General features: G+C 53.7%; 23 protein-coding genes and 1 tRNA gene. 14 read left to right on the forward strand and 10 right to left on the reverse strand.

Annotation, left to right across the window (positions count from 1 at the left end):
• Positions 1-3 precede the first annotated feature (3 nt).
• The 5 genes from yvcK to NOU37_00295 all read right to left on the reverse strand — a co-directional run bounded on the left by yvcK (position 4) and on the right by NOU37_00295 (position 4,259).
• Positions 4-1,722, reverse strand: a complete 1,719-nt coding sequence (gene yvcK / locus NOU37_00275; protein ID MCQ4573676.1) for a uridine diphosphate-N-acetylglucosamine-binding protein YvcK — start codon at positions 1,720-1,722, stop codon at positions 4-6.
• 120 nt (positions 1,723-1,842) lie between these two features.
• Positions 1,843-2,298 carry a DUF192 domain-containing protein gene (locus NOU37_00280; GenBank protein MCQ4573677.1) on the reverse strand — a complete coding sequence of 152 codons (456 nt, stop codon included), beginning with the start codon at positions 2,296-2,298 and terminating at the stop codon, positions 1,843-1,845.
• Complete coding sequence (locus NOU37_00285) at positions 2,288-2,908, reverse strand: archaemetzincin family Zn-dependent metalloprotease (GenBank protein MCQ4573678.1); 621 nt, start codon at positions 2,906-2,908, stop codon at positions 2,288-2,290. Before NOU37_00285 ends, NOU37_00280 begins: the two co-directional genes overlap by 11 nt.
• Positions 2,909-2,936: 28 nt before the next feature.
• A complete protein-coding gene (gene nfi, locus NOU37_00290) occupies positions 2,937-3,644 on the reverse strand; it encodes a deoxyribonuclease V (protein ID MCQ4573679.1) in 708 nt (235 codons plus the stop codon).
• 18 nt (positions 3,645-3,662) lie between these two features.
• Entirely contained in the window at positions 3,663-4,259 is a 597-nt protein-coding gene (locus NOU37_00295; protein ID MCQ4573680.1) for a peptidoglycan recognition protein family protein, read from the reverse strand.
• Between the two features lie 389 nt (positions 4,260-4,648).
• Between NOU37_00295 and purD the strand changes: the two genes are divergently transcribed.
• Both purD and NOU37_00305 read left to right on the forward strand, forming a co-directional pair.
• Entirely contained in the window at positions 4,649-5,932 is a 1,284-nt protein-coding gene (purD, locus tag NOU37_00300) for a phosphoribosylamine--glycine ligase (protein MCQ4573681.1), read from the forward strand.
• Between the two features lie 35 nt (positions 5,933-5,967).
• Positions 5,968-6,043: transfer RNA gene (locus NOU37_00305), tRNA-Met, on the forward strand.
• A 73-nt stretch (positions 6,044-6,116) separates the two neighbouring features.
• On the opposite strand, the gene NOU37_00310 is transcribed toward NOU37_00305, so the two are convergent.
• From NOU37_00310 to NOU37_00320, 3 genes are all read right to left on the reverse strand, one after another.
• Positions 6,117-7,334 (reverse strand): prolyl oligopeptidase family serine peptidase, encoded by a 1,218-nt coding sequence (locus tag NOU37_00310; protein MCQ4573682.1) that lies wholly within the window; start codon positions 7,332-7,334, stop codon positions 6,117-6,119.
• A gap of 267 nt (positions 7,335-7,601) precedes the next feature.
• A complete protein-coding gene (locus tag NOU37_00315; protein MCQ4573683.1) occupies positions 7,602-8,627 on the reverse strand; it encodes a dipeptide ABC transporter ATP-binding protein in 1,026 nt (341 codons plus the stop codon).
• A complete protein-coding gene (locus NOU37_00320; GenBank protein MCQ4573684.1) occupies positions 8,620-9,588 on the reverse strand; it encodes an ABC transporter ATP-binding protein in 969 nt (322 codons plus the stop codon). Before NOU37_00320 ends, NOU37_00315 begins: the two co-directional genes overlap by 8 nt.
• Before the next feature lie 316 nt (positions 9,589-9,904).
• Here NOU37_00320 and NOU37_00325 point away from each other — a divergent pair, with 316 nt between their 5' ends.
• The gene (locus tag NOU37_00325) at positions 9,905-10,315 is read left to right on the forward strand and encodes a RidA family protein (protein MCQ4573685.1); all 411 of its coding nucleotides are present in this window, start codon (positions 9,905-9,907) and stop codon (positions 10,313-10,315) included.
• Positions 10,316-10,444: 129 nt separating this feature from the next.
• Positions 10,445-11,461 (forward strand): radical SAM protein, encoded by a 1,017-nt coding sequence (locus NOU37_00330; GenBank protein ID MCQ4573686.1) that lies wholly within the window; start codon positions 10,445-10,447, stop codon positions 11,459-11,461.
• Here the strand turns inward: NOU37_00330 and NOU37_00335 are convergent.
• Together NOU37_00335 and NOU37_00340 are read right to left on the reverse strand one after the other, a co-directional pair.
• Complete coding sequence (locus tag NOU37_00335; GenBank protein MCQ4573687.1) at positions 11,397-13,016, reverse strand: lipopolysaccharide kinase InaA family protein; 1,620 nt, start codon at positions 13,014-13,016, stop codon at positions 11,397-11,399. The genes NOU37_00330 and NOU37_00335 overlap by 65 nt on opposite strands.
• A gap of 12 nt (positions 13,017-13,028) precedes the next feature.
• Positions 13,029-14,630, reverse strand: coding sequence for an LptF/LptG family permease (locus tag NOU37_00340; GenBank protein ID MCQ4573688.1), 1,602 nt, complete (start codon positions 14,628-14,630; stop codon positions 13,029-13,031).
• 135 nt (positions 14,631-14,765) lie between these two features.
• On the opposite strand from NOU37_00340, the gene NOU37_00345 reads away from it, so the two are divergent.
• The 10 genes from NOU37_00345 to NOU37_00390 all read left to right on the forward strand — a co-directional run bounded on the left by NOU37_00345 (position 14,766) and on the right by NOU37_00390 (position 25,115).
• Positions 14,766-15,782, forward strand: a complete 1,017-nt coding sequence (locus NOU37_00345; GenBank protein ID MCQ4573689.1) for a bifunctional ADP-heptose synthase — start codon at positions 14,766-14,768, stop codon at positions 15,780-15,782.
• Positions 15,775-16,266, forward strand: coding sequence for an adenylyltransferase/cytidyltransferase family protein (locus tag NOU37_00350; protein MCQ4573690.1), 492 nt, complete (start codon positions 15,775-15,777; stop codon positions 16,264-16,266). Before NOU37_00345 ends, NOU37_00350 begins: the two co-directional genes overlap by 8 nt.
• A gap of 196 nt (positions 16,267-16,462) precedes the next feature.
• Positions 16,463-17,959 (forward strand): anthranilate synthase component I, encoded by a 1,497-nt coding sequence (gene trpE / locus NOU37_00355; GenBank protein MCQ4573691.1) that lies wholly within the window; start codon positions 16,463-16,465, stop codon positions 17,957-17,959.
• Between the two features lie 102 nt (positions 17,960-18,061).
• Positions 18,062-18,427, forward strand: a complete 366-nt coding sequence (locus NOU37_00360; protein ID MCQ4573692.1) for a hypothetical protein — start codon at positions 18,062-18,064, stop codon at positions 18,425-18,427.
• Entirely contained in the window at positions 18,405-20,270 is a 1,866-nt protein-coding gene (locus NOU37_00365; protein ID MCQ4573693.1) for a glutamate mutase L, read from the forward strand. The genes NOU37_00360 and NOU37_00365 overlap by 23 nt, the downstream gene beginning before the upstream one ends.
• Before the next feature lie 181 nt (positions 20,271-20,451).
• Positions 20,452-21,588 carry a hypothetical protein gene (locus NOU37_00370; protein ID MCQ4573694.1) on the forward strand — a complete coding sequence of 379 codons (1,137 nt, stop codon included), beginning with the start codon at positions 20,452-20,454 and terminating at the stop codon, positions 21,586-21,588.
• Positions 21,589-21,612: 24 nt separating this feature from the next.
• Positions 21,613-22,848, forward strand: a complete 1,236-nt coding sequence (locus NOU37_00375; GenBank protein ID MCQ4573695.1) for a hypothetical protein — start codon at positions 21,613-21,615, stop codon at positions 22,846-22,848.
• Between the two features lie 24 nt (positions 22,849-22,872).
• Positions 22,873-23,526 carry a hypothetical protein gene (locus NOU37_00380; GenBank protein MCQ4573696.1) on the forward strand — a complete coding sequence of 218 codons (654 nt, stop codon included), beginning with the start codon at positions 22,873-22,875 and terminating at the stop codon, positions 23,524-23,526.
• Positions 23,527-24,375 carry a hypothetical protein gene (locus tag NOU37_00385; protein MCQ4573697.1) on the forward strand — a complete coding sequence of 283 codons (849 nt, stop codon included), beginning with the start codon at positions 23,527-23,529 and terminating at the stop codon, positions 24,373-24,375.
• Positions 24,372-25,115, forward strand: a complete 744-nt coding sequence (locus NOU37_00390; protein MCQ4573698.1) for a hypothetical protein — start codon at positions 24,372-24,374, stop codon at positions 25,113-25,115. The genes NOU37_00385 and NOU37_00390 overlap by 4 nt, the downstream gene beginning before the upstream one ends.
• Positions 25,116-25,343 lie beyond the last annotated feature (228 nt).

Below are 25,343 nucleotides of genomic sequence, written 5' to 3' on the forward strand. Positions count from 1 at the left end.
TTCCTAACTTACTTTCTCTGTCTCTGCCGCCAGACTACGTATCGGCAGGCGGGCGTATACCCTGCAGATGGCGTCAGCCAGTTTGTCCGGGTTGTGGCGTAGAAGGTCCTGCTTTTCCCATAAGACCCTGGCCTTATCCAGGTCTTCTACCAGGTCGGCCTCCACGGCCTTTACGGATAGACTGCTTACGCCGGGGTCAACTCTCACGACAAATGCGTCTTCTTCTTCATATTTTTCCAGTATGTCCTTCCGTGGCAGATTGTCGTTTACCAGTACGTAGTCCAGCACCCCTTCTCCAAGATAGCGGGTTACAGCCTTGATGTGGTCGGAAGCCACGTAGCCGTCTGTCTGGCCCGGCTGTGTGACAATATTGCATACATATATCTTTGTGGCAGAAGAACTTCCAATGGCCTCTCTGAGCCCCTTTACCAGTATGTTGGTGATGATGCTGGTATAAAGGCTTCCGGGGCCTAATACGATTATGTCCGCGTTTTTAATCTCTTCGAGTGTTTCCGGCAGGGCGTCTGCGTTATCCGGTTTAAGCAGTACTTCCTTTATCGGGGCCTTTCCGGGCTGGCGGATGTTAAACTCACCTTCCAACCTTGTTCCGTCTTCAAGCTCGGCGCATATGTGTGTGTCTTGAAGGGTGGACGGCAGTACCTTTCCCTTTATTGCCAGGATTTTACTCGCCTTCTTAATTGCCTGTTCAAAGGAGCCTGTTATGTCCGTAAGGGCGGTCATGAGCAGGTTGCCAAGACTCATCCCTTCTAACGAGCCCCTGTCAAATCTGTATTGAAATAGTTTGTAGAGATCCTCCTGCTGTTCGTCGGTCTCCGACAGCGCCACTAGACAATTCCTGGCGTCTCCAGGGGGTGGAATCCCATACTGCTTTCTGAGTATACCTGAGCTACGCCCGGAATCAGTCACCGTAACGACTGCCGTGAGGCTGTTGCTGTAGGTCTTAAGACCTTGGAGCACTATAGGCAGGCCCGTTCCCCCGCCTATCGTGAGTATTCTGAGCCTGTCGGGGAGTTTGCCCTTGTTTATAAGTTCAAGTATCGTGGAAAGCTGATATATGTGTTTTATCTTATAGTCCGGTTTCTCAGAGTTGCGCAGGGGTGCCTCTACCTTGAATCTTCCATGCAGCATCTGAATCGCGTACATGCCCATGGTTTTTGCCACCCTTAGCTCCAAGCCGACCCTGTCACCTACTACGGCCACTTCGCTGGGCAGGAGATTGTACTTCTGGAGAAGTCCCGTGAAACAATCTTCCAGTAGCAGCCCTACCTCCTGGTCATTCACCACAATATCGTCGAAGCAGGAGGATATGCCCAGTGTCTCCAGCTTCATTTCCTGTCTCCTGTGAACCCCCATCGTTACCAGGAACAGTTTATATTTTTCCTGTCTGAGCTGCTTCAGGGTGGGGATAACGTCCGGGAAGGGTTCGATCTCAGAGACCTCGTCGCTGTTATACGTCTTCAAGGCACATTCGACCAGGGTGTGGTCCATTCCATGCATCTTGGCTATTTCATTAAACACCAGGGATGACGGGCCGTACTTTTCTGCCACGGTTAGCTGGAGCTTGTAGGCCTCTCCAATACTTATGGGGAGACCGGCGTCCACCATGGCCTTGGCCGCGCGCCTTCTGGCCGCCCCGACTAACAGGCCCGAACAGTCGTAAAGAGTGTCATCCAGGTCAAAGATTACCGCCTTAATCCTCATAATGCTTACTCGTACGTAATCTCCTTGATGTTATTGCCCCGTACTTTTTGTGTCAGTAATGTAGAAACATAGCAAGTATATGTCAATAGGCTTTAGTACAAGTACATGAGACTGTTTAACTTATTCAGTAATGGTTTTGATGTCAGGGGGTATTGTAACCCGGTCCCCCGCGCGTACGTTGTTGCGTCTAAACCATCCACCGTTCATCTCCAGGGCGTACTTCACCTTCTCACTGGGAGTATGGCGTTCGAGGCTGTCGGGGTTCATGTCCTCAATCTGTGTGATAAGCCCGCCTTTATTGATAAACGCAATGGAAAGCGGTATATGTGTATCTTTCATCCAGAAGGCGTGTCGGCCTTCCACAGGAAATACAAAGAGCATTCCGTGGTTTTCTGCCAGAGACGTACGGAACTGCAGCCCCCGGCTGCGCACCTCCGGCTCCACCGCCAGCTCGACATGGACCTCCTTACCGCCCACCGAGATCTTTACGGGGTTGCTTCCGGAACCCAGGTAGCCGTATGAGATAACACCTGCCAGTACTATTATCAATAATACCTTGTATCGATTATTTATCATGTCTCTTAAGTTTAAGGAGGGGCTGGCAGTTCTTACAGAAGCTCGCGGGCTTTTTGTCGGTATCTGCAAGGCTGTTTGAGAAATACATCACACAGCGCGGGTTGGGGCAGTGCCTCAACCTCCATATATGACCGAGCTCATGCACCGCCTCTTTTGTCATCCTTTCAGATAAGATTATGTTGTCGGCATCTCTGCCGTAAAACTCTTCCCGGAGTCTATGCAGAGAGATAATGGCCACGTTCCTGAACGGCAGTGCCTCTCCGAAGACGAAGTTTAGTGTCGGCACGTACAGGTCAAGCTCGGTCACTCCCAGGAGGTAGAGCTTGCCGCCGGGTCTCATCCCACTTAGTTCCCGCAGGATGTCCGTAGAAAAATACTGTTTTCTCTTCGTGTTGTAGGCGTCCGCCGGGACCTCTATGCCGGGGCCCACCTGGGCGACCACACCCAGGTTTTTCTTTAAGGAGCCTGCCAGTTCCCTGAGCAGCCCCTCCTGGATTTCGCCTACCGGTATCAAGCGCACCACCCTGGGGACCTCAGCACCATAAGACGTGGTGGCGGCAGCAGAGAGAACGACAAGACAGACGAACATTATATTGAGCGTTGTCCACATTATCACAACCGCCGGATTCCGGCATAAATCAGTTCGCGTAACCAGTTGTCCTTATGCCCCTTTCCGTCTGTACCCTGAGAAGGGTGACAAGGTTGTGGGCCCTTCTGACCGGTTCAGGAAGCCTGTACCCCCTGCAACTGTCGAGAAGCACCCTTATTGACGAGGCGATGTCCGTCTTATGGCCGGGAGATACAAAGACCGGCTTCACCCCTGCCCTTGTCCTGAGCGCGGCCCCTATGCGCCTCCTCTTATGAATAATATACGAAAACGCGCCCACTTTGTCTCTCACGGGCTTATGTTCCCCGATGAGCAGTTTCTTCGCGCACCCGATAGAGGGTTTATCCAGAACCAGGCCCATGTGGGAGGCAAGCCCCATACCCCTGGGATGGGCGATACCCTGCCCGTCGAACAATATGACGTCAGGTGTCCTCTCAATTGCTGAAAATGCCTTGAGGAGCACCGGTGCCTCCCTGAAGCTCAAAAGACCGGGTATGTAGGGGAATGTCGCCTCGGCAGCCGCAGTGGCCTCCTCTATAATGTCCATACTCCTGAAATCCATGATGATAACACCGGCATAAACCCTGTTCGCAAGCTTACTGTAAGCCACATCCGCCCCGGCTATAACCCCGGGCCGCCCGGACATACCTTTTATAATGAGCTTGCTCCTGAGTTCTTCCTGCAGTGAAACCGCATCCTTGTAGCTTACGTCCCATGGATGAAGTTCTTTGTGTTTCATGACAGCCAGGCGATAATCCTACACCTCCGTGTTTACGGTATCCTTTGAGGCGATATTCCTTAAGCGATGCCTTAGTTCCTCAAGCGGGAAGTTTTTCCCCGGACAGACCGTGTGATTCTCCCGGACGTCTTTGTGCGTGATTATCCTCGAAAGGGGTATGTCGTATTGTTTGGACAGGTAACGGATAATTTTCTCCAGGGATTCGAGCTGTTTCCTGGAGGGACCTTCGTCTTCTTCGAAGTTACCTACAAGACAGATGCCGATACCCTTACGGTTGAAATAGCCGTCGCCTGCGTGTGCCCCGTAAAGTTGCCTCTTCCACCGCTGACCGACTTCTATTTCCCCGTCTCCTGACTGCGTGCCGTTGCCTATAACAAAGTGATAACCGAGACCGTTCTTCCATCCCCTCTCATTCCTGTGGTAATCGTCAAATACCCCGGCGGAGCCCCCGCGTGTGGCACTGTGGTGGATGACTATGTACCTCCAGTCATTGTCATGGGCGTCTGTCCGGCAGAGGGCCGGGATGTCGGGAGGTTTCTTCCAGAGCAGCGCCAGCGGAAGTCCCGCAGCGATACCCACCGTAACCACGATGATGATGATGTAGAAGACCGGCACAGGTCCCACCCGGGGAGATAAGAGCCGGCGCCACCGGAAGGGTTTGTGGAAGAAACGCCGTAACGGACGCCAGAGGCGGCGCCGAAAGAATGTCCGGAAGGAACGTATGTAGAGATTCCTTGTTAATATCAATGTCAATTTTACTGCTACATGCCCCTGATTGCAGCCACACCTCAAAGACATTATCAATCACAGGACATTATATGGCATGCAAAAGACCTTTGTCAAAAGGAAAAGATACGGGAAGACGGGGTGGAAATGGGGCGTGTACCGTTAACGGAAAAGGTGCTCAAGGTAAATAGGCTTTACCGTAAAAGACAAAACAGATAGAATGCTGTTCTTCACTGTTTAACATCGACAAAAGACATTGTGCTGCTGAGGTCCGGTATATGAAGGTACTAATCGTAGGAGGAGGAGGCAGGGAGCACGCCCTTGCCTGGAAAATCGCGCAGTCCCCGGAATTGAAAAAGCTCTACTGCGCACCTGGTAATGCGGGTATAGCCCGGCTGGCCGATTGCATTAACATAGATGCGGATGACATAGATTCGCTGAGCAATTTCGCGCGTAAGGAGAGGATCGACCTAACCGTGGTGGGGCCGGAAAAACCGCTGGTAAAGGGGATTGTTGACCGGTTCCAGGCTAACGGCCTTAGCGTCTTCGGTCCCTCAAGGAAGGCCGCCGCCCTGGAAGGCAGTAAGGTATTTTCAAAGACCTTGATGAGGAAATACGCCATCCCCACCGCGGAGTTCAGGAGTTTTAAGGAACTCGACGATGCCCGGAGATATATTGGCTCTCAAAACCGCCCGCCCGTTATCAAGGCCGACGGTCTCGCGGCCGGCAAGGGCGCTATAGTCTGCAACACCCAGGAAGAGGCCCTGGAAGCGGCAGAGAACATTATCGAGGGAAAACTCTTCGGCGAGGCCGGCCGCAGGATAGTGGTAGAGGAGTTTCTTGAAGGAGAAGAGGTATCCGTCCTGGCCTTCACGGACGGGAGCACGATTGTTCCCCTCGAGGCGGTTCAGGACCATAAGGCCCTCCACGACGGTGACACGGGCCCAAACACCGGAGGGATGGGGGCGTACTCTCCCGTACCAGCCGTTACAGATGAGCTTTACCGCACGATAGAGAAGGACATACTTGTCCCCACCGTCCATGCCATGAAAAAGGAGGGCAGTCCGTACAGGGGCATAATCTACGTGGGGCTGATGCTGACCTCGGCAGGCCCGAAGGTACTGGAGTATAACGTGAGGTTTGGCGACCCGGAGACTCAAACCCTGTTGATGCGCCTCAGGGGCGACCTCCTTCCGACGCTATTTGCCGTTGCCAGGGGGAAGCTGGAGACGGTTGATTTTGGGTGGGACCCCAGGCCGTCCGTCTGTGTGGTGATGGCCTCCGGCGGCTACCCCGGGAAGTACGGGACGGGGGAGGAGATAAACGGTCTGGACGATGTGGCAGGGGTGGATGACGTGGTTGTCTTCCACGCGGGAACGGTGGTCAGACAGGGCAAGATAGTGACGAACGGAGGAAGGGTGCTGGGAGTCACCGCCGTTGGCGCGGACATCCGGGAAGCGCAGAAAAGGGCCTACGACGCGGTGGCGAAGATAAGCTTTAGCGGCGCCTACTACCGTAAGGACATAGGCGCGAAGGCCCTCCACCACGCAGGAATCGCTTGAAAAGAGATGAGTCTTTAGTTAACATACCCTCAGGTGGCGGCGTAGCTCAGTCGGTAGAGCAGCGGACTCATAAGCCGCAGGTCACTGGTTCAAGTCCAGTCGCCGCTACCATATCTCACAAGGACTTACGACTTGGGGTAGGTCACTACACCGCAGTCTCGTTCTTCCCGGCAACTCTCCTGGTTCAGCCGAAAAGCTCGTCTAGCCAATCGTAGACGACCGCGCAGGACAGTGCAAGGTTGTTGAGCTGACAATGTGAATCCGCTCCCTGTGCGACTGTGAAGACATGCCGTGTCACCGGACCGCTTACACCGGAGCAGTATGTATCGGTCTGAGTCACGGCTTCGCTACCCTCCCCTTCACCTACAAGGGCCAGACTAGGACACGTAATGTTACTTACTGCGTCCCCCAGTCTGAACTCCTCCAGTCTTTTGAGCCAGGCCTTAAATGAAAGTACACCGTACCGCCAGCAGATGATCTTAATTGCCCATTTGTCGGCGGGTGGTAACTCTTCGCCGGTAAGAGCGTTCGCCTCCTCCAGCGTAATATCGTTAGGGTCTTCTAGGGCCTCTGGTCCCAGAAACGCCACCATATAGGCGTGAAGATCGACTATTGGCGAGTTGGGGATAACCGCCTTTAACCGGGGCTCAAAGGCCGCCCCACGGGCGGAAAAATACCCGCCGAAGCTAATGCCGTAGAGGGCCAAACGGTCAGGGTCAACCTCTTTAATTGAAAGCGCATAGTCAACAGCCGCACTGATCGGCACTTCGTAATCAGGCCGGAACTTCAGGTCCGGATGAAAGCGCAGCATTCCAGTCTGACCGGGACCCGCGAAGATCATAACGTTGTAACCGCGCTCAAGCGCAGCGGTCCCGCATTGGAAGTAAAGCTCCTCGTCGCTACCGTCAAACCCGCTCACTATGATAACAGTCTTTCGTCGCGCACCGTCGGTTGAAGGCCTCAGGAAGTAGCCGGGCATCCATGTGTCTTCATAAGGAATCTTCAAGACCTCGACAGGTGGGTCAAAGAACTCCGCAGCCTTTATAAAGGTATCTCGCGACTTTAGTCCTAGTTTCCTGTGGGTTAGCTTAAAGGGGTCTTCGTAGTATTCTGCCGCCCGGTAATACATGGAGGAACGCAAGAAGTGGTTATGTGCACTGACTGTATGGTTCTTAGCTAGCGCCTCTTCACCCATGGCAGCGACCCGTTCGCCGAGCGCAGAGAACTCCCGGGTCCATGAGACCGGGTCACCCTCTTTAATACTGCCGACAAGCGATAGTACCTCTCCCAGGGCCCCGCCACCGTAACACACAACGCCCAGACTCCGCATAAGCTGGAAGTCCATCTCCGCGTCCGAAAAACCCCTTACACGAGTAGATGAACGCGTAATCTTAGATGCCATGTTTTATCTCCTTGATGAAACTTGAAAGCGGCAGAGGTTTCACGATAGAATCTTGATGATAAAGTTAATAAGTGATTTCTGACGAAAAGAGGATTATCCAGCTTTGGTTAGTTGCACTAACACATCGCAACGTCGTGGATGCTTTGTTAAGAGACTGGAGGCACCTCTTTTTTATGATGTAAATACTTACTAGTTACTTTGCTATGTCTTTGTCCCCCCCCACTGTCAAGGAGTTGCTAAGTATATACGATAAAACACTTAGAGCTTTCACACCCTGATACAGCTCACCAGATGACCTTCTGATGTCTCTCTGAGTTTGGGTATCAGCCGTTTGCAGTCGCGTATCATCTCCGGACACCGGGTATGGAACGCGCACCCCCTGGGCGGGTTGAGCGGTGACGGTATGTCGCCGCCCAGTATCACCCTGCCGCCGTTGCCGGCCCCGGGTTTGGTCCTGGGGACGGCGGCGAGCAGGGACCGGGTGTACGGGTGCAGCGGCTCACTGAAGAGTTCGTCAGTGCCGGCCCTCTCCACTATCTTGCCCAGATACATTACCGCGACCTCGTCGCTGATGTGCCTCACCACGTGGAGGTCGTGCGCGACAAATAGGTACGACAGCCGGAACTCCTCCTGCAGTTCTTCCAGAAGGTTTATTATCTGCGCCTGTATGGAGACGTCGAGCGCGGAGACCGGCTCATCGCAGACGATAAAGTCGGGTCTGAGGATGATGGCACGGGCAATGGCGACCCTCTGCCTGCCGCCGCCGCTGAACTCGTGCGGGTAGCGGTTGACGTCCGTGGGGAGCAGGCCGACCCTGCCGAGTATCCATTCGACCGCCTCCCTCCTCTCGCTGCGGCTGCCTACGCCGTGTATCTTCATGGCCTCGCTGATTATGCTGCCCACCGACTGCCTCGGGTTAAGTGAACTGTACGGGTCCTGAAAGATTATCTGCATACGGCGCCTCAGCCTGCGCAACTCCTCCTTCTTCAGGTCGAACACGGATTTTCCGTTAAACATGAAGCTGCCGCGGGTAGGCTCTTCGAGTCTGAGGAGTGTCCTGCCCGTTGTGGTCTTGCCGCAGCCGCTCTCGCCCACAAGCCCGAGCGTTCTGGCACGGCCCAGTTCAAAACTGACGCCGTCAACGGCCTTCACATACCGGGTATCTCTGTGGAAGAGTTTTTCCGTGTGGACGGGGAAATATTTCTTGAGGTCTTTGACCTTTATCAGGAGGCCGTCTTTGACCTCGCGCGGTACGGGAATCTGCTTGGAAATCTTTACTTTCTTTTTATTCATACAACCAGCAGGCTACCTTGTGTCCGCCGTTTACGCTCGTCAACTCAGGTTCCCTCTCGCGGCAGCGGTCCAGGACGTCGGGACATCTGGGCTGGAACCTGCAACCCCTCGGGAGCCTGGCCATATCGGGCACAAAACCCTCGATACTGTAGAGTTTTTTGCCCCTGGAGGATAATTGCGGCAGCGATTTAAAGAGCCCCCGGGTATAGGGATGTAATTTCTTCCCGAAAAATTCGTGCACCTCGGCGTATTCAAGAATCCTTCCGGCGTACATGACCGCCACAAAATCTGCCGTCTCTGCCACGATGCCCAGGTCGTGTGTGATGAGCAGAACGGCCATGCCTGATTCCCGCTGCAGTTTCCGCAGTAGCGCTAGTATCTGCGCCTGGGTGGTGACGTCGAGAGCGGTAGTGGGTTCGTCCGCTATGAGCAGTGATGGGTTGCAGACAAGCGCCATGGCAATCATCACCCTCTGCTTCATGCCGCCTGAAAGCTCGAACGGGTAGCTTGAGAACTTTTCCTCGGGGTCCGGCAGGCCCACACGGGCGAACATCTCGATAACTTCCTTACGGGCCTCCTTCCGGCGCCTGGGGGTGTGCAGGAGGAGTGTCTCCATCACCTGCTCGCCGATGGTCATGAGGGGATTAAGCGAGCTCATAGGGTCCTGAAATATCATAGATATGTCGCCGCCCCGTATGCGGCGCATCTTTTTTTCAGACAGGACACTCAGGTTTTTTTTGTCTTTAAAGCGGATTTCACCATGCACTATCCTCCCCGGCTTGGGGACGAGGCGGAGTAGAGACAGGCCCATGGCGCTCTTTCCGCACCCGCTCTCACCGACTACGGCAAGCGTGTGTCCGCTATGTATATCGAAGCTGGTACCGTCCACCGCCCGGACAATCTCGGGGCGGACGAAGAAATAGGTCCTGAGGTCTTTAACCCTTATGAGAGTTTCCGTCATGCAGTCTCTTTTTCCCCACCTTTAGAATCGTTTCCTTTCCCCCCTACCCCGTCAAGGGGGATGGAAACATGTCTGGTGCGTCGAGACGTACCTTGCATTAATCGCATTAATCTAATTTGGTGAAAAATACATCAATGATTTTATCACAAAAGACAGACGGTACAAGGGGAAGGTTGGTTAATGCCGGGTTTTCGCCATTACGCCCTTTCAGGTTGTTCGTCCGTGACGGGGCTTCCTTGTTGACAGTGGGCGCAGTTGGGTACATAATCGGGCACGGTCTAAATCTATAAAGAGTTCATTGTGGAGGTTTCAAAAGATGGCCATCCAGCGAGTAAATTGCAAGAAGAGAATATCCTATCATGAGGGTCTTATGTCCGACGGGACGATTATCCCGGCCGAGGCCATGCAAAAGGGTTCTTTTCTCTTCTGTGGCGGTTCCATACCCAAGGATCCGGATAACAACTGGCAGGTACCCCTCAGCTTTGAAGACCAGTGCCACACCACCTTTGAGAACATGCTGGGCGTGCTCAAGGCGGCCGGGACCTCACAGGAAAATCTGATAAGGGTGATTATCTATCTGACCGATATGAGGAACTGGGAGACCATGAACAAGATATATCTCCAGTACATCAAGTCGGCGCCTTCCAGGGCCTGCATCGGCATAGACTCCCTTAACAACGGGTACCAGGTTGAGATCATAGCCGACGCCTGGGTGCCAGCCAAGTAACAGCAAGGTTGCGTTCCACAGCAGTCTGGCGAAGGATGTCTTTTCCTCTCTCGCGACATATCCGGGTTGAATCTTGCGACTTGACGCGTCCCCTTGCTTTGATGTAAAGTTCACAGACAAATGTCTTTAATGAATCTCAGTACACAGTGGAGGGCCTTGAGCCCGAAGAGGTTGCTGAACCGCCTTGTGGGCGCTCTCCAGTTCAGGCTGGGCGCCTCGAGGCTTTATGCCTATCCCTCGAAGATTACCATTGAATCGGGGAATATATGCAACATGCGTTGCCCCCTCTGCCCGACCGGCCGGAACGATCCCTCGGCAAGAAAGGGCCTGATGCCGTTTGAGACATACAAAAAGGTGGTTGATGAGCTGGGTGAGTACCTGTACCTGATGAAGCTCTACAACTGGGGTGAGCCCCTGCTTAATCTTGAGCTTGTACCGATGATAAAGTACGCCGTCTCCAAAGGTATAATTGTCAAGATAAGCACCAACCTTGACATGGATATGGATGCCGAACAGATAAAGGCTCTGTTGCGCTCGGGCGTTCATAAGATTTACGTCTCCTGTAACGGCGCTTCGGAGGATACCTACTCTATTTATCACGTGGGGGGTAATTTTAAGAGAGTGATGGACAACATGAAACTGCTGGCCGATATGCGTTCCGAGTGCCGTTCTTTTACCGACGTTGTCTGGCTGTTTCATGTCTTCAGCCATAACGAACATGAGATAGAGAAGGCCGGGGAGATGGCAACAAAGCTTGGCGTAAGACTACAGATAAGCAAGATGAAGCCGGATATGGGTAAAGAGATATTTGAAACGGCGGAGGAGGCCATTGAGAGGGACGGTAAATGGCTTCCCAGGAACCCGAAGTACAATATTTTTGACATGGAGAAAAAAACACCCAGGAGGCGTTATTCGTGCAACCTGCTCTGGACGGAGACGGTTGTAAACTGGGACGGTTCCATACTGCCTTGCTGCTCCATATACAGTGAGAAATACGCCTTCGGAAATATCCGGGAGGGCACGTCATTCCGGGAGATATGGAATGGAGAGTCTTATCAAGCGGCCCGCAGGGAGGTCCTGTCTAAGGGGAACGGAATATGGACCATCTGCCGGGTGTGTAAGAGTACGGGGTTTCTCCATGAGTAACAGGTATGTTTGAAGAATGTAGCCTGTAAAACTTTCTCAAGAGTTCCACGTCATTTTCCTGCAGCAAATCACCGAGAAATTCCTCAAGTCTATTCAGGTCCGATTCCCTGTCCTCCGTACCGGTGCCGTCCATCGTCATTGTCAGCGCCATCTTGAATTTAAAGGGGCTCATAAGGTACACGTTTATCCTTCCCGAAGGCGGTTCCAGTATACCTATGTCCCCTGTGGATAAGTTTGCCGATAAAACACCATGGTTGTGTAGTTTGGCCAAAAACCTGGCGGCATGCCAGAGAAGCGCCCGTTTTTTCCCTGGACACGAAAGGGATTCCTCAACGGCCGTACGCAGGTCTTTAAGTGCGGCGATATGCCTTATAAAAAGGTAACCCCGGTAAGACGTCCCTTCGCCGGTTTCTACAGCACCGATAACCGGACTTACCGGGAGGTTGGCCTTTGTCAGGGCGTTAGCGGCCTGCCAGGCTCCTGCTGCCAGCCCGGTGCCTGCGGAGCCTGAACCGGCGGGCAGGAATTTATAAACGTCTACCTCCATATCTCCTGAACGTATTTTACGGCAGGTCTTGTAGGACAGGAACGGTCCCAGAGTCTGTGTTGCTCCCACGTTTTCCAGGTTTTTATCTGCGTTTTTCATCAAACGTATCAGTTCCTCTATGCCGCAATTGTTTTCAAGGAAGTAGGCACTCAGCGAGCCGTTTGTGTAGCGCTCGTAGCCTCTGCCCCCCCGCACGCAGGCGTTATGTATCCTCAGGGCGTCCTTCCGCAGTATCCAGCAGGTACTTCTGTCTAACTCCCTCATCCACTGGAGAAGTGGCTGTTTATCCATATCATCATCTGCCAGATACGCCTTTATAAACCGCAGTCTGTCAGTTGCAGTGAAGTCTGCTCTGACACGGTTGAGTTTGGCGAGGGTCCAGTTTCTCATATCATCTGAAAGCCGGTCACGAACGTACGTCCTTTCAAAATCAATTAAGCATATGACCGGTACCGGGTCGTCAGGGTCTTTAAGGAGAAAATTGTTCAGGGAAAAATCTGTCTGAAAGATGCCGCTCTCGTGGCTTTTTCTGGCGAGCCTGCCCAGGGTCTCGATTACTCTTGACCTCTGACACCGCGGGAGATCCTCCCTGTTCAGATAGTCCCTCAGATTAACGGCGCTGTCTATCTTCTTCAGCAGGACATAGCACTCTACCACGAGGCCCATACGCCTCTTTTCCCCCGCGGCCACGGGCACAACTGCGGGCACTCCCCTCTCAAGGGCCGTCAGCCCCGTTACAAGTTCCCTCACCGCCTTAGAGCTGGAAAAAAGACATTTCAGTTTGAGAGGCAGACTGGTCAGGCGGAACGCCTTTAGATATATCTCTTCACCGCCGGCAGTCGTACCCAGAGAGGCAAATACCTTACGTCGCCCCTTCTTATGGATACTGACGGCTTCTTCCCAGGTAGGGTTGTTAAGCTCCAGCAGTTTACCCCCAAGGGTATGCGCCTCACTCTCCGGGACGTACCAGGTTATACTTCCGGTGTTCTTTCGGAGGATTTTCTGCATTGCCGAGATGTCCTATTTCCTGAAAAGCTTGATGAGGAGAATGAGCGCGATAATCCCCAGGATTATGTTAGCTCCCCACATAGTAGGTCCCGGTGGAAACCCCTGTTTTCTGGCTAGTGACTCGCCCATTATAAGTAAGGGGTAATATACTACCAGGGCTATACCGAAGCTTATAAAGAAGCCGATAATCATGTTACCCATCCTCGTCATTATACCGATGGGGATGCCTATAAGGACAAATGCCAGGCACGAAAGACCCGGAGCCAATCTCCTGTGTATGGCGACACTTATGTCGCGGGTTATTTCATGATGCTCGGCCAGGCTATACATCTTCCTGGCCTTATGGACCCCCTCGGCCATAGCGCGTTTTTCTTTAGACAATTTCTCAGTTTCCTCAGCCAGGTTCGCTAACCTCTTTTCCTCTCTATCTATACTTTCTAGAGCCAGGCGTTTTGCCTCTTCGGCCTCCAGTAACCGCACTGTTTCATCCTCTATCGTTTCATTAACCTCTGCCACCTTGCGCTCGATATTCGTCGCCTCTTCCGACTTGCGCCTCTTCCCGGCCTGTGCCATTTCCTTTGCAAGAAGAAGTTCCTGTATCGACTCTTCCGCTATGCGTAGATAGTCCTGAGAAACCCGAATCTCGTTTTTGATATTTACCAGATTGGTCCTCTGCTCGGAGATGGTATCTCTGGCCTTTGCGGCCTGTTCATTTGCCACCCGGACCTTACTGTCTACGGAAGATAATTCCCCCTCAACTTGACCCAATTTCCTCCTGAGTGCTCTCTTTCCGGCCTCAAGTTCGTCCAATTCAATCCCTTGTTTTGTGATTTCCCTGTTAACCTGCTTCTTATACTCCAGGAGTTTGAGAAAGGGCATGTACTTCCTCATTGTCTTACGTTTCCTCAACCCCAGGGGCATTATAAAAGTTGTTTCCCCGAAAGGTATGACGGTCGGCGTGGAACCCACTTTGGCCTGGCTTATGTTAATAAACTCCCCGTCCTTCAGGGCGCACACAACGATGTTTTTGTCCATCTCTATGCCCAGCCGTGCCTCTTTTGCCATAATTATGTTGTTTATGTGCTCACCGTCCGACTTAAGTATGGTTATGTTCTTGAACACGTCACCCTCGATATCCTGGATAGTTATGTAATAAGGGTCCAGCTTGACCTTGCCGCCCGCAGCCATTATGTGCTGGACAAGCTGGTGGGTGGCCCTGTCCCTTAAGGTCGTAATCATTTGATAGGAGCGGGGCAGGACCTCCGCGTTAATTACAACAGAGAAAAAACTGAAGAAAAGACCCACTAGCGCCACGGGCACGATGATCGTCCTGAGATGGATACCGCTGGTGAGGATTGCCCATACCTCGTTGTCACCGCTCATACGCCCGTAAGTTATTATGGTAGCAGCCAGCAGTGCCGTAGGCAGCGCATAGGGTAGGGCGTACATCATAAAGTAAGGAAGCATCGCGACAATGATGGCCATAAAGGCGGCACCCTTGTGCATCGCCTGCAGTATAAGCCCCAGCATGAGCAGGAACTCAAATACCACGATGGTCGGGATGAAAATACGGAAAAATTCCTTGAGGATGTATTTTTGTAAAATTACCTGCATTTACCGCCCCTAAACCCCCCGAATTATATCATTAATACTATTCTCGTGGTCAACGTAAATCCCGCCGCTGAGCACATTTCTTGACACCACGTCTATAAACCATATAATAACACCATCTTAAAGGAGGTATCAAGGGTGAAAGATGACCTCGGTAAATATATTGAGATAATCAACAATATCCCCGGAGTAAGTGTGGCGGTAATAGGGGATATGGTGGCCGATATTTATGTGTACGGCAGGCCGTTCAAACTCTCCAGAGAGGCTCCCGTCATCGTCGTAAAGTACGAGGGCGAGACCATAGTCCCGGGAAGTGCAGGCAACACGGTCAACAACCTCTCCAAACTGGGAGCGAAGGTCTTCCCTGTGGGGATAGTGGGTGATGACAGGGAGGGCGGCTTCCTGAAGAACCATTTCTCGGAGGATGGAGTTGACACCGCTGGACTGTTTGTGTCCAAAGAGCGCGGTACCATATCGAAGACCCGGCTTCTCGCCGGTGATACCCACGCCTCAAAACGACAGGTCGTCCGAATAGACAAAGAAGTCAGCTGGAACATGCCCGACTCCATGGAGAAAAAGATACTCGACTATATTGACGAGGTAAACAAGAAGGTAGACGTCTGGATAGTCTCCGACTACGGCTACGACATAGTAACGCTCGGGGTGCTGGACAGGATGAAGAGGATCGCCGGAGAAAAGACGGTAGTGGCGGACTCCCGCAGGAGGATATGCGATTTTGCCGGCGTGACGATTATAGCCCCCAATGAGTCAGAAACGGAGGCGGCCACGGGCATAACCATTAGTGGTGAAGACGACGTGATAAAAGCGGGCAAGAAACTGCTCAAGAAGATGGGCTCTGAGGCCGTAATCATTACCCGTGGGAACTACGGGATGGTGCTGTTTGAAAAGACCGGCAATGTAGAGAAGATACCGATATCCGGCCCCAACGAGGTCACGGACGTTACCGGGGCGGGCGATACCGTCACCGTCATGCTCGCGGTGGCCAGGGCCGCAGGGGCCAGTTACGCACAGGCCGCGCGGCTCTCAAACTACGCCGCCGGCGTCGTAGTGATGAAAAACGGCACCGCCACCGTAAGCCGCTCTGAACTGGTGGATGTTATTACAAGAGACCTGCGGGGTGAAGGCAATGGGTGAGGTCATAAGAGACCATGACAAACTCGCCTCCATACTGGAGAGACTCAGGGCAAACGGTAAACGTGTCGTGTTCTGCAACGGCTGCTTCGACGTCCTGCACGTAGGCCACGTAAGGTGCCTCAGCGGGGCGAAGGCCCGCGGCGACGTGCTGGTGGTGGGCGTTAACAGCGACAGCTCCGTTAAGGAGATAAAGGGGCCCAAATACCCGTTAATGCCGGAGGAAGAGCGGATGGAGATAGTAGCAGCCATAAGGGGTGTGGATTACGTTACCTGCTTCCCGGAACCCAGCGCGGACTCAATCATCCTAAGGCTCAGACCCGACGTCCACGCCAAGGGCACCGACTACACGTACGAGAACGTACCGGAGAGAGAGACCGTTTTATCTTATGGGGGAGAGATAGCCATAGTAGGCGACCCGAAGGACCACTCCAGCACCCACCTCAAGGAACAGCTTATAGAACGGGCTTCAGAAAAAGACTCCTGACTCGTCCATCAACTAGGGGCACGTTGCGACATGCCACTACACAAGTGCCGCTTGCCAAAACCGCATAAATGGGACAACTTCAACCCCTTTAATCACCCCCGCTTAGTGTTGACATAACCGGTGAGGTGGACTACAATTACAACTTCTTTAGAGAGAATATCTTGCAGAGATAAATATAAACCCTTGCGGTATTAAAATGAAACCGACCTATTATCCATCTTACGAGAAATTTAAAGAGTTGTCGGGAAAGGGCAATATGGTGCCCGTATATCGTCAACTGCTGGCGGATACGCTTACCCCAGTCTCCGCCTTTAAAAAGATTTCCACCGCGGGACATGCCTTTCTCCTTGAAAGCGCCTCAGGTGGCGAGAAGATGGCCAGATATTCATTTATAGGGGCAAAACCCTTCATGGAACTCAGTTGCCGCGGCAACCAGACGGAGATAACCAGAAACGGGAAAAAAGAACGTTCGGAGTCCCGGGACCCCATCGATACCCTCAGGAAAGAGATAGAAAAATTCACGCCCGTAAATGTAGACGAACTCCCGTATTTCACGGGAGGCGCGGTAGGCTACTTCAGTTATGATGCGGTGCGGTACACGGAGGAACTGCCCGTGGACACCGTGGACGACCTGAAGTTACCGGATGTATTATTCATGTTCTTCGATTCCGTGATAGTATTCGACCACCAGGATAAGGTGATAAAGGTGATAGCCAACGCCTTTCTGGATGGAACCGGCGCGGAGAGTGCATACAAGGACGCAGTCCGCAGGATAGACGACCTTGTAGACATGCTGCGCACACCGGTCGAGTCGGTCAGCGCGGATATAACCACGAACGGGCGTGCCGGCAAAGACTTCTCATCCAACTTCGACAAGGAAGATTTCCTGCGCGCGGTAGAAAGGTGCAAGGAGTACATCAGGGCGGGCGACGTCTTTCAGGTGGTAATTTCCCAGAGACTGGGGCTTAAGACGAAGGCGAAACCCCTTGACATATACCGCGCTCTGCGGGTCATCAACCCTTCCCCTTATATGTTTTACCTTGACCTGGGAGAGCTGAAGCTCATAGGTTCCTCCCCGGAGGTGATGGTGAAGGTAGACAGGGGCAAGGTTACCGTGAGACCGATAGCGGGGACAAGGAGGAGGGGTCGCACAGAGGAAGAAGACAAACGGATGGAAGACGAACTGGTGAATGACCCCAAAGAGCAGGCGGAGCACGTAATGCTCGTAGACCTGGGGAGGAACGACGTCGGGAGGGTCGCCGAGTATGGGAGCGTTCACCTGGAGGACAGGATGATAGTCGAGCGGTACTCCCACGTCATGCACATCACCTCCTCCGTAACGGGCAGGCTCAGGCCGGACAAAACCCTCTTTGACACGCTGAGGTCCTGCCTCCCGGCGGGCACGCTTTCGGGCGCCCCGAAGGTCAGGGCGATGGAGATAATCGAGGAGCTTGAGCCCACGCGCCGCGGCCCCTATGGCGGGGCCGTTGGATATATAGATTTCTCAGGCAACATGGACACCTGCATCACCATTCGCACCATCGTATTAATTGGCGACACGGCCTACGTCCAGGCAGGAGCCGGTATCGTGGCCGATTCCGTCCCGGAACTGGAATACAAAGAGACCCTTAACAAGGCAAGGGGGCTGATGGTGGCAATCGAGACGGCCGAGACGTTACACAATAGCGGTTAATCCAAAAATTCCACTTAATTACGCCCTCTGCCATAACCCGCCTTTATACGGTGAATTAATAGCTTTTGACTTGTAAAGTCCTTCGTGATAACATCTTGCCCAATGGACACAATATACGAAAAAATTGACGAGCTCCGCGGCCGTCTGCGGCACGCGTTCGCCATAGAGGGGCAGGGAAAAGGGGGTGACAGGGGCCTCACGGATGACGAAATGGCCCTCATCAGGAAGCTGGCGAAAGCCGTCGTGCGCAGGAGGATGTCTTCACCCGCGGCACTTTTCCTAGAAACGTTCCAGCCGCTTAATTTTATCGGGAGCCAGGCAATGTTTTTCCTCCGCCCCTTCATGACCTTCATCTTCTCTGCGGCAGAGTACGACAGGCTGGCCAATATCATGGAAAGACGCTCGAGTTTTGAGATATTGATACGTGAGATTGAAAGGGCCGAAGATGAGACGCATGGCCAACAATAAAGATAAAGGACGGGAATCGTCTCAACAGACGCCCGCGGAAACACCTGCACACAAGCCCGATAAACTTGACGTAATCCTTGCCACGGATTGTGGCAGCACCACCACCAAGGCCATCTTAATCGAAAAAAAGGGCAATGAGTACCGCCAGACCTATCGCGGCGAGGCCCCCACCACCGTCGAGGCCCCTTTTGAAGACGTGACCAGGGGCGTACTCAACTCCATGACGGAACTTGAAGAATTATCGGGCAGAAAGATCCTGGACGGGGAGAAAATTATGATGCCCTCGGAGGGCAACGACGGGGTGGACATCTACGTCTCTACCAGTAGCGCGGGCGGCGGCCTGCAGATGATGGTCGCGGGGGCCGTCAAGAGTATGAGCGCACAGAGTGCCCAGAGGGCGGCACTGGGCGCGGGCGCCATAGTTATAGACGTCATCGCCTCCAACGACAAGAGGATGCCGCATGAGAGGATTGAACTCATACGCCAGATCCGACCGGACATGATACTGCTCTCCGGCGGCACTGACGGCGGTACGGTCAGCCATGTCGTGGAACTGGCCGAATACATAGCTGCCGCAAACCCGAGGGCCAGACTCGGCACCACGTTCAAGCTGCCCGTGGTCTACGCCGGAAACAAGGACGCCATAGAAAAGGTCCGTGAGACGTTGGAGGACAAAACCAGTTTACACGTTACCGACAACATCCGCCCCACACTGGACACGGAAAACCTGATGCCTGCGCGTCAGGCCATACAGCAGCTCTTCTTAGAACACGTGATGGCCCACGCCCCCGGCTACAAGGAACTGATGTCGTACACCTCTGCCCCGATTATGCCCACCCCCGCCGCGGTCGGTGTTATAATCGAAAACGCAGCCAGGACGGAAAATATCAACGTGGTAGGTGTGGACATTGGCGGGGCGACCACCGACGTCTTCTCCGTCTTTGACGGCGTCTTCACCCGGACGGTAAGCGCCAACCTGGGCATGAGCTACAGCATCTCAAACGTACTGGCCGAGGCGGGGGTTGAAAACATAATGAGGTGGGTACCCTTCAGCATAGACGAGTCAGACCTCCGCAACAGGATTAAGAACAAGATGATACGCCCCACTACGATACCGCAGCTGCTGGAAGAACTGAAGATAGAACAGGCCATCTCCAGAGAGGCGTTGAGGCTGGCCTTTGAGCAGCACAAAACCCTGGCGGTAAAATTAAAAGGGGTGCGGAAGGCCAGAGACATATCAGAAGCGTTTCGAGCCGAAGAAGAGGAGTCGCTGGTGGACATGTTCTCGCTGGACCTGCTCATAGGAAGCGGCGGTGTCCTGTCACATGCCCCAAGACGCTCTCAGGCAATGATGATGCTAATAGACGCCTTCGGGACACAGGGCGTTACGCGCATCGCCGTTGACAGCATATTCATGATGCCGCACCTCGGAGTACTCTCCACCATCAGTCCAGAGGCCGCCCAGGAGGTCTTCATTAAGGACTGTCTGGTGCACCTGGGCACCTGTGTCTCCGTTAACAATACCAGGAAAATCGGTGAGAAGTGCCTCAAGGTAAAAATCACCATGCCCGGCGGGAAGGTTATGGAGGAGTCCCTTACGTTCGGGGAGTTGAGGCTGTACCCGCTGGCGGCCGATGAGGAGGCCGAGGTAGAGGCAGACCCAACGAGACATTTTGACCTCGGCAAGGGGAAGGGCTCGGCAATCAAGGAAAAGGTACGGGGAGGTGTTGTAGGCCTTGTTATTGACGCTAGAGGCAGGCCCCTTGATACGGCTGCCGCAAGGGATAAAGGGGTCAGCCAGCTTACCAGCTGGGCCAGGGCCCTCGACGCATACCCGGAATGAGCTTTTTGTTTTTGTGTAGCGTTGGAGCTTGCTCCAACGCTTGGACGTGGCAGCAAGCTGCCACGCTACATAAGATAGCGCAGGGACAGGCCCGCCCAAATAATGGCGGGTCCGCCCCAGGCGGACTGGACGCCGTAAAAGATGTTTTTAGGGAGTTTCACTTTTTTAGCGAAGAGACCTTATGGCTCATGCATACACACCGGGACTAAGAGTCGCTGAAGGGATAACGGTACGGAAGAACCGTGTCCTGCCCCTGCCGGGCAAGACCCTTGTAAACGTGGGAGACAGGGTGGAGGCGGAGACAATAGTGGCCAGGACGGAGATGCCGGGCAAGGTCTTTTCCGTCAACGTGGCCGGCCGCCTCAGCGTACCCCCCGGTGACGTGAAAAAGTACATGCTCAAGAACGAAGGCGATTCCGTCGAGAAAGACGGGATAATCGCGGAATCAAAGTCGTTCATATCATGGCTGAAGGCGTCCTGTTTTTCCCCGATAACCGGTACCATAGAGAGCATATCCACCATTACGGGTCAGGTCCTGTTGAGGGAACCCCCCAAGCCCCTGGAAGTGCTCGCGTATATCGATGGGAAGGTGGTCGAGGTAAAGGAAGGCGAGGAGGTGGTGGTTGAAAGCGTTGCCACCTTCATTCAGGGTATCTTCGGTATCGGCGGTGAGACGATAGGGCCGCTGGAGATGGCCGTAAAGTCTCCAGATGAACAATTAACCCCGAACAGTATCAATAAAGAACACAGCGGCAAGATAGTGGTCGGTGGCTCGCTGGCGCGCAGGGACGCCCTGGAGAAGGCGATAAAGCTCGGCGTTAGAGGCATCGTAGTAGGAGGCATATTCGACGAGGACCTGAAGGAACTTCTGGGGTACGACCTGGGGGTAGCTATCACAGGGTCTGAGCACGTCGGGCTGACGCTTGTGGTTACGGAGGGTTTTTCGGGTATAAACATGGCCCAAAAGACCTTTGAACTCCTCAGGGACAATGCCGGCGCCAGGGCGGCCATAAACGGTGCCACCCAGATACGCGCGGGTGTCTTAAGGCCTGAGATAATAATCCCACATATCGGCAAAGGAGGTAAAGAGGCCGCCTCCGGGCCTGAAGAGGTTGAGGGGGAAGAAGGCATGAAACCCGGCGACATGGTGCGGATAATAAGAGAACCCTATTTCGGGACGATAGGAGAGGTGGAAGACCTGCCTGTCCAGCCTCAGAAGATAGAGACAGAGGCCGAGGTCAGGGTGGTAAAGATAAAACTTCCCGACGGTCCAAGCGTTATCATCCCGCGGGCAAACGTGGAGGTACTTCAGTTTTAAAGGACTTTTTGGCACTGGGAGAAAATGAGATTAATCGTCTTTTTACTGTGTGTATTCATAACGACCGTTTTTTTCGGTACAGGCGCCGCGGCACAGTATCTGGAGCAGGAATTTGCGGAATCGACTCTGCCCGAGGAACTGAGGGCGTTTGACCTCCCCAACGACGCCGGCGGGAGTATCGGCATGAGCTGGAAGGTCTCACCGAGCGATTCGCCCGACGTGGACTACATAATCTACGTCTCCACGTCGGAGAACGGTCCCTGGCGGGAGGCCGTGAGGATAACCTCCACGACCGGCCACAAGAGCGATGTGCCCGCTCTCTTCGGTTTCCGCAAGAAGCAAAAAAATTATCACTTCGTGGAGATTGAGCCGCGCGAAATCCTGACAGAGTCCAACGTCAAAAAGCCTTATTATTTCAAACTGGCCATGGTGAAAGGAAAAGACGTTGTAGAATTTGACGAGGTGGTTTCCGCGCGGGCCAAAGGCAACTGGTTCGACCTGTCAAAGCTCAACAATTTCATTATTATGATAGTGTTTTCAGCGCTGGTGCTCTTCTATATCTCCCACGCCCGGCGGCATCCCGGGATGTTCCTCAGGAAGATAAGCGGACTTGATGCGGTGGATGAGGCCCTGGGGAGGGCCACGGAGATGGGCAGGCCCGTGCTCTTCGTCCACGGCCTGACCCCGATAGGGAGCATATCAACCCTGGCCGCTATAAACATATTGAGCCGGATTGCCACCAGGGTCGCGGAATACGATACGGTGCTAAAGGTCGTGAACAACGACCCCATAGTCCTCACCGTCAGCCAGGAGGTGGTGAAGGAGTCGTATCTGGAGGCTGGCAGGCCCGACGCCTACAACCAGGACAACGTGGTCATGGTCGCCTCGGAGCAGTTTCCCTACGTGGTTGCTGTATGCGGGATAATGACCAGAGAGAAAACAGCTGCCAATTTCTTTGTCGGATTCTTCTACGCCGAGTCGCTGCTCCTGGCCGAGACAGGTGCCTCCACGGGCGCCATCCAGGTGGCCATGACAGACTCTTACACCCAGCTGCCGTTCTTTATAACCACCTGCGACTATACGCTGATGGGTGAGGAACTTTATGCCGCAAGCGCATACCTCTCGAGGGAGCCCATGCTCCTCGGGGCCCTCCGCGCGCAGGATATCGGCAAGGCGGTTATCATGGCGGCGCTATTTTTCGGGACCATACTGTCAAGCTTTGGGATAAATTTTGTTACGCATCTATTTATGGGCTTCTGATTCCATTTACTGGAGGAGATAAACGTGCCCTTCCTGCGAAGGACGATACCGCTGGCCATATGCTTCCTGATGGGCATTTTGATGGTCTTTCAATATTACGTGCCCAGTCAGCTTTCCCGCGATTTTCTTGAACTGATGACACGGTGGGACAAGATAATTGCGGGCTTCGCGGTATTTATCGGCGCATACAGCCTTTTTCATCTTCACTACGGCAGGATAAAGTTCAAGACCGCCGGCTGGGGTTACAGCATCTTTGTCTTCATCGGCGCCGGTACAATGCTGGGCTTCGGACTATATAACGGCAGTGACGGGTTCTGGGTGGACAAGAACGAGGGCACCATGTTTGACTGGTTGTACATCTACGTCCAGGTGCCCGCCGGTGCCACCATATTTTCCATCCTCGCCTTCTTCATGGCCTCGGCCGCCTATCGCACGTTCAGGGCCAGGACGGTTGAATCCGCCCTGCTGCTGGTGGCCGCGATTATTGTGATGCTGGGCAGGGTGCCGCTGGGGGCGCTTATATCCGAACACCTCCCGACAGCCGCCGACTGGATAATGAGCGTGCCCAACCTGGCCGCGAAGAGGGGCATACTCCTCGGCGTGAGCCTGGGCGCGATTGTCACGTCCATAAAGATAATATTCGGCATCGAGAGACAATACCTGGGGGGAGGTGACTAGTTGCTGCAGAAACTGGTAAACATGGACAGGCGCATAATATTCGCCCTGGTCGCGATTGCGGTCATCGTCTCGCTGCTCATGAGTTTTCGTCTGCCCGTGCCCGCCACGCCTCCTGTGCTTGGCATCTATGACACGATAGAAGATCTGCCGCCGGGCTCGCACGTGCTGATTGCGTTCGACTATGACCCCTCCGCCATGGAGGAACTCCAGCCCATGGCCGTGGCCCTCCTGCATCATCTATACGGTAAAGACCAGAAGGTGATTGGCATGACGCTGTGGCCCGGCGGGACGGGGCTGGCGGAAAAGGCCCTGGTGACGGTGGCCAAGAAGTACGGCAAAAAGCCCGGTGAGGACTATGTCTTTCTGGGCTATAAACCGGGGGTAGCCTCCCTCATTATCAATATGGGTGAGAACCTTCACTCCGCGTTCCCCAAAGACTTTTACGGGAACGATACGGCGACCATCCCCGCCCTGAAGGGTGTGGAATCACTGAGTGATTTTAACTACGTCATAGACCTTGCCGCGGGCGCAAGCGCTGAGGTCTGGATAGCGTTTGGAAAGGAAAAGTACAAGTTTGACATGGCCGTCGGCTGCACGGCCGTCATCGGCCCTGACATGTACCCTTTCCTCGACTCGAAGCAGATAAACGGGCTTATGGCGGGATTGAAGGGCGCCGCGGAGTATGAGGTGCTGGTCAATTATCCGGCGCGCGCGGTTGAGGGTATGAGACCGCAGAGCGTGACGCACGCGCTGGTCGTCGTCTTCATTATCTTCAGCAACGTGGTCTTCTTCGCGAGCGGCGGATGGCGCACTATGCGGCGCGGGGGATCTGGGAGGTCGCGCAGATGAACAGGGGTGTGGACTTCTGGATACTGGCAGGGACGCTCATCGTCTTTACGGCGGTAAACGCCTTCTTCTTCGCCGCGGGCAGTTTTAAGATAAACTGGGACAGTTTCGGCATTATCATCGCCGCCGGGCTGACCCTGGCCATGTACAGCTTCCTTTACAAGGACAACCCCGTCTTCAAGATTGCAGAGAACCTGTACGTAGGCGTGGCACTGGGTTACACCATTATAATAACCTGGTTCAGCGCCCTTAAGCCGGACATCTACGACCCCCTGTTTGTACCCTTAGTCACAGGGGCCGCCAGACCGGCGTATATAGTGATCGTGCCCATGATCCTGGGGATATTTATGTTGCTGAGGATATCGACACAGCTGTCCTGGCTAAGCCGGTGGTCATTCGCGTTTGTGGTGGGGCTTGGGGCCGGTATCACCATCCCCAACTACATACACACGTTTATCCTGAGACAGCTTGAACCCTCCATGCGTCCCCTGTTCTACGGTAACGAGTCGCTGCTCATCAGCATAAACGGCGTCTTTGTGCTCGTAGGGGTCGTCACTGTCCTTTTATACTTCTTCTTTTCGATAGAGCACAAGGGGCCGGTGGGTGTGGCCTCAAAGATAGGAATCTATTTCCTAATGGTAAGTTTCGGCGCCTCTTTCGGCTACACGGTGATGGGCCGTATGAGCCTCCTGATAGGCCGCATGATATTTATGCTCAAGGACTGGCTGGGCGTGCTCCACTGAGGACGCATAATTAGATTGTAGTTGCTCGATTTGTCGAATTTGATTACATAGCTCACGCGGACACACCTTTTCTGGGTTTCAACGAAGTAAACTTCATTGTCTGCCTCAGGTATGGAAATGTTTCTGGCAGATGACGGCCTTCTTGCTTAACTACGTAACGAGTCTTCGGTCTGGCCGTTGACCACGGCGGGTGCCACATAAACGGGACAATTCATGTCACGCCAGAGG

Origin of the sequence: Candidatus Bathyanammoxibius amoris, assembly GCA_024451685.1 — a bacterium.
In the GTDB taxonomy this organism is placed as follows: domain Bacteria; phylum Planctomycetota; class Brocadiia; order Brocadiales; family Bathyanammoxibiaceae; genus Bathyanammoxibius; species Bathyanammoxibius amoris.